At 66.5% G+C, this 2,177-nt stretch carries 2 protein-coding genes; both read right to left on the bottom strand.

The window, feature by feature from the left end:
• Positions 1-331, bottom strand: a 331-nt coding sequence (locus LQV45_RS27260) for an NAD(P)/FAD-dependent oxidoreductase (protein WP_230009927.1), incomplete at its 3' end; no start/stop codon positions are given.
• A 297-nt stretch (positions 332-628) separates the two neighbouring features.
• Entirely contained in the window at positions 629-2,128 is a 1,500-nt protein-coding gene (locus LQV45_RS27255) for an ABC transporter substrate-binding protein (RefSeq protein WP_230009924.1), read from the bottom strand.
• Between the last annotated feature and the right edge of the window lie 49 nt (positions 2,129-2,177).

Here is a 2,177-nt window from a genome sequence, read left to right as displayed (position 1 = left end):
AGGTCTCCCCCGTGCCGATGGTGACGGTCTTGACGTCGCCGTCGAGGTCCAAATCGGTGACGTCCTCAAACTGGATCTCCGTGCCGAAACGGGCGGCCTGCTTCTCGAAGTTCTCCATCAGGTCCGGGCCCATGATGCCGTCGGGGAACCCTGGGTAGTTCTCCACGTCCGTAGTGTTCATCAGTTCGCCGCCGGCCGTAACCGAGCCTGCCAGGAGCAGCGGCTTCAGGTTCGCGCGCGCCGTGTACACCGCTGCGGTGTAGCCCGCCGGGCCGGAGCCGACGATGATGACATCACGTACTTCGGAGGCAGTGTTTTCTGCGTTGCTCACTGAACGGTGAACCTCTTCCTTTGTCGATGCGCCCGCCTCGATGGCCGGCCACATGGCACAACTATTGCCGGGCATTGAATATTCCGGCCGAAATGGGCGTCACGGAGCAACACCACTACTCAGGGTACCGGTTTGCCGGGGCCGGGGCCGGAGACGGCCCAGGATTACCGGCCATCCGGCGGGCGTGGCCTCCGCTGCACGACAGCCGCCTTAGGGCGCAGCGGCAGCCTTAGAGCGCAGCCGCAGCCTTACAGCGCAGCCGCCGCCTTTGGGCGCAGCGGCAGCCGCGCAGGGCCGTTACTGGACTTTGATTTCGGCCAAGCGCAGGCCGTACCCATAGCGGGTCTTGGGTGCGGCCAGCTTCGGAAGCTTCTTGATGGACACGATCACGTACTGCGCCGTGACGGGTTCAGACAGCGGCATGGTCAGGTCCGGTGACGTAAAGCTGTTGCTGCCAATCTGCTTTGCACCGTCCAGGGTCGGCTTGTCATTGGTGAAGACGCTGATGTTGCCACCGGAGGCCCCCAACTGGCTCAGAGTGACGGAGGAGACCTTGGAAGGGTCCTTCAGCTTGACCACGAGCGGAACTTCGGAGGCGAGTCCGCCCCAGTCGTCCGTCGCGAATTCCATGTCTGACCAGAAGCTCGCGCCGTTCCCGTCAAAAGTCTTGACGAGGTCGGAGTCGTAATTTCCGGCGGCCGCCGGCGCCTCGGTGGCGGTCGACGACGGCTGCGCGGTGGACGGTTCCGGTGCGCTGGAGGAGGCGGTGGTTGCGGCGTTGGTCTGCGGGCTGCTCTTGAAGAGGCTGCCAAGGTTGGTGACCGCGAAGATCAGGCCGACCACCAGCACGGCAGCCAGGAGCCCGCCCACCAGCCAGCGCATGGAACGCGGCTCCCGGTTGGGCTCGTCCTCGTCTTCGTACTCGTACTCGTCCTCATCCTGGTCGACGGCGGCACGGGCGGAGGCGGGGAAGTTGCCCGGAGCCCGATCCGCCGAGTCGAAGCCGGCAGCAGCCACTCCGGCAGCCGCGGCTGCGCCGCCGTGGTGCTCTCCGCCGCGGTGATCGTCACCGGTGTAGTCGTCGTCGGACCACAAGGAAACTTTTGGTGCCGCGGCGGTTGCCGGCTGCTGCGCTGCCGCTTCGGCCTGGCGGGGCGCGCCGCCGTTCTGGACGGGCTGCGGCGCCGTTGAATGCGCCGCCGTCTCCTGCGGTGCGGTTGTGGGGGCCTTGGGTGCCCTGGCGGCCGCCGCGGCTGCTGCCGCGGCAGCAGGAGCGGAAGCGGGCCGCGACGGTACTCCCGCGGGGGGCGGTGCCGGAGAAGCCGGCGGCTGTGCGTTTGTGCCCTGGGCCTGGCCATAGTTGATGTACCCGGCGTCGACTTCCTCGTCGTCGTAAAGCCCGTCGTAGGTTTCGGGTTCGTGGGAGCGGGCCTGCCCAAAGATCTCGCTGCCCAGCGTGTCCGTGAAGAAGGGTTCGACGTACGGCGGGTTGGAAGAGACCACAAGATCCAGCAGATCCGCGGCCGAGGTGTGATTGGTGATCAGGTACGTGGTGGCGTCGCTGACGCCAAGATCGAGGATCTGCACGTTGCCGGGACGTTCGCCCGTGGCCACTTCACGGGCGCTCTGGGCCACCTGGTCGGCGTTGCCCGGGCCTGCGACGAGTATGCTCACGGGGCGGTTGAGCACCTGGTCCACACCGTCCAGCACCAGATCCTGGTCATGTGAGGTCAGTACGGTGGCAGTGACCTTGTAGCGGCCACCGAGTACTGATCCGACATCGATCGGGTGGGACACGGGCTCCTCCTAGACTGTCCGGGACCTGCCGACGTGGTCACTCCGAGAG

The organism is Microbacterium sp. Bi128 (assembly GCF_918698205.1).
This window is presented reverse-complemented; position numbering and strand designations above follow the sequence as displayed.